We start from the raw sequence: 2,827 nt of genomic DNA on the forward strand, positions 1-2,827 counted from the left end.
CCGCGACCAGCGAGGCCAGTTGTGCCTGCCGAGCCTTGAAATAGGCCAGATCAAGATATCGGCCCAGATCGAACACGAAAAAAGCCACGATCGCCGCGCCGATCAGAAGCGCCAGAACGATCTTGAGTTTATTCATGCATACCGCCGGGTTATAAAAGCGTCATCTCGACTTTCGGCCGATGCCCAAAACCGGCTTCGTCGGTCGTCGTCGTCGACCCGGCGCGAGGCATCACGCGGCGCCGCTTAAGGGCTGCTCTTCAATGCGCCGCCGCAGCTGCTGCCCTGGCCGGCGGTGCAGGCGTAGCAGTGCTCGGCCACGTGAATCGGCGCAGCGGCGAGATCGTGATCGAGCAGATCGACCAAATGCGTTGGGCCAGACGCGCCCGCGCCCAGCGGCATGCCCAACATCTGATTGAAATCGCAGTCGTAGACCCGGCCGCGCCAGTCCACGCTGATCAAGTCCCTACACATCACATCGGCCAGATTCTCGCGCCGATAGGCGTTCTTGAGCAGCGTCATGTAATCGTCGAACTCCCCGCGCGACAACAGCATGCTGCCGAAGCGCTTGATGGGCATGTTCGCGATCGTGAACAAATGGTTGAACTCGACGCCGTGCTCCGCCCACAGATGGGCGTGGTAGTCGTCTTCGAGCGCGGCCTGCGGCGGCGGCAATGCCGCACCGAGCGGGTTGTAAACCAGATTGAGCGTCAGCCCGGTATCGGCGCGGCCGTAACCGAGGCGGTTGAACCGGCGTAGCGCCGCGACACTGCGCTCGAAGACATGACGGCCGCGCTGGGCATCGACGTTGCCCTCGCTGTAGCACGGCAACGAGGCGACGACCTCCACCCGGTGTTCGGCCAAAAAGCCGGCGATCCAGTCATAACCCGGTTCGTCCAGGATGGTCGGATTACAGCGATCCATGACGTGAACGCCGCGCTCCCGGGCCGCGCGTACGAGATCGCGAAAGTGCGGGTTCATTTCCGGCGATCCGCCGGTCAGATCCAGCGTATCGACCGGCTGGCGCGCCATGAAATCGATCGCCGTATCGATGGTCGCCCGGTCCATCAACTCGCGGCGGTTGGGCCCGGCCGCGACGTGACAATGGATGCACGACAGATTGCACAGGTAGCCCAGATTCATCTGCAGCGTGCGCAGGCCACGGCGGCGGATAGCGGGAAAATCGGTAGTCGACAGATAAGACCGGGTCTCGCGCATGATGTCTTTCCTCTTGCCGAAGTCGCCGCAGATGCCATTGAAACGCGCCGCCTGCGGGTATACCCGAGGCGCTTGCGTCAACGAGCCGTCGTGATTGGGACCGAAGTGTGGGCTGGGCGCAGAGTCATGGTCATCATCCCCCACAGCCGGCTGATCTTGTAACGATCCGTGGTTGTTGCCGCGAAGCCCGCGCTTGCGGCGAGCTGTCGAAGTTCGTGTGCACGATGGACATACGTTTGGGCCCGATCGGACAGACGCAGGTAGCGCTTCAGCATCCGGCAGGTCAGATAGTCGCCGCACCAGTCGGTGATGACCAGACGGCCGTCGGGCTCCAACACGCGCCGGACTTCACGCAGTGCAATGTCCGGCCGGGCGATGCAGTGGAACATGCTGCAACAAACTACGACATCGAACCGATCGTCCATGAAAGGGAGCGCTTCCGCCCAGCCCGCGCACAGCTCGAGATCGGGCGCGAGCCTGTGCCGCGCGATGCGCAACATATCGGGGACGGGATCGAGGCCGGTCAATTGCAGGGCCGGATGGTCCGCCGACAGCCGGTGCAGCAGCACGCCGGTGCCGCAACCGATATCCAGCAGTCGCTCGTGAGCGCGCAGGTTCAGGCGCGACAGCGTCGAGCGGGTCGTGGCGTCGACATAAAACGACCATTTCGTATCGTAAGCGCGCGCCAGCCGCGTGTATTCCCGGGTAATGCGTGATTGCTGGCGGCGCGTTTCGATGATGAGCCTCCTGCCGACGCCTTGATCCCACCCCGCTATCCTATGCCGGCAGCCGGTGCCCCGCGAGCCGGGCCTCGGACCCATGTCTTGCCAATTAAACTGTTTATATATACAGTTTTTTTATGGTGCATCGAGCGACACACTACAAGGGCCGCGGGGCGCTGACCAACCCCGCCTCGCGCTTCGCCGCGACCGCCGGCGAGGATTTCGACGACGGCTGGGACACGATCGAACACGTCGACGACGACGAGACGGCCCCGGCCACCCATCTGCACCGCGACCCGACCCGGCGGGTGATCTCGCGCAACGAATCGCCGGACGTGCCGTTTTCGGCCTCGATCAACCCTTACAAGGGCTGCGCGCACGGCTGCATCTATTGTTTCGCACGGCCGACGCACGAATATCTCGATCATTCCTCGGGGCTCGATTTCGAGACCGAGATCTACTACAAGCCCGAGGCCGCGGCGCTGTTCGAGGCCGAACTACGGCTCCCGCGCTACCGCTGCGAGGCGATCACGCTGGGCGCCAATACCGATCCGTACCAACCGGACGACCGGCATCTGGGCATCACCCGCTCGATCCTCGAGGTCGCCGATCGCTTCAATCAGCCGATCTCGATCATCACCAAGGGCGCCCACGTCACGCGCGATCTGGATCTGATCGCCGCTATGGCCGGTCGCAATCTGGCGAGCGTGTCCGTCAGCCTGACCAGCCTCGACAACGGGCTGAAGCGTCATCTGGAACCGCGCGCGGCCGCGCCGGCCCAGCGGCTGCGCACGATCGAAACCCTGGCCGGCGCGGGCGTACCGACCGGCGCGCTGGTCGCGCCGATCATTCCGATGATCACCGACTGCGAACTGGAAACGCTGATCGCC

3 protein-coding genes are annotated in these 2,827 nt (G+C 63.8%); 1 reads left to right on the plus strand and 2 read right to left on the minus strand.

Annotated features, from left to right (window positions below):
- Window positions 1–243 precede the first annotated feature (243 nt).
- Window positions 244–1,215, minus strand: coding sequence for an arsenosugar biosynthesis radical SAM (seleno)protein ArsS (gene arsS / locus VFJ08_RS00690; RefSeq protein WP_324994118.1), 972 nt, complete (start codon window positions 1,213–1,215; stop codon window positions 244–246).
- 77 nt (window positions 1,216–1,292) lie between these two features.
- Window positions 1,293–2,036, minus strand: coding sequence for a class I SAM-dependent methyltransferase (locus VFJ08_RS00695; protein WP_324994120.1), 744 nt, complete (start codon window positions 2,034–2,036; stop codon window positions 1,293–1,295).
- Between the two features lie 38 nt (window positions 2,037–2,074).
- Between VFJ08_RS00695 and VFJ08_RS00700 the strand changes: the two genes are divergently transcribed.
- Window positions 2,075–2,827 (plus strand): radical SAM protein (locus VFJ08_RS00700; protein ID WP_324994122.1); only part of this gene is annotated, 753 nt, incomplete at its 3' end.

The sequence above is a fragment of the Salinisphaera sp. genome, from assembly GCF_035690525.1.
In the GTDB taxonomy this organism is placed as follows: Bacteria; Pseudomonadota; Gammaproteobacteria; order Nevskiales; family Salinisphaeraceae; genus Salinisphaera.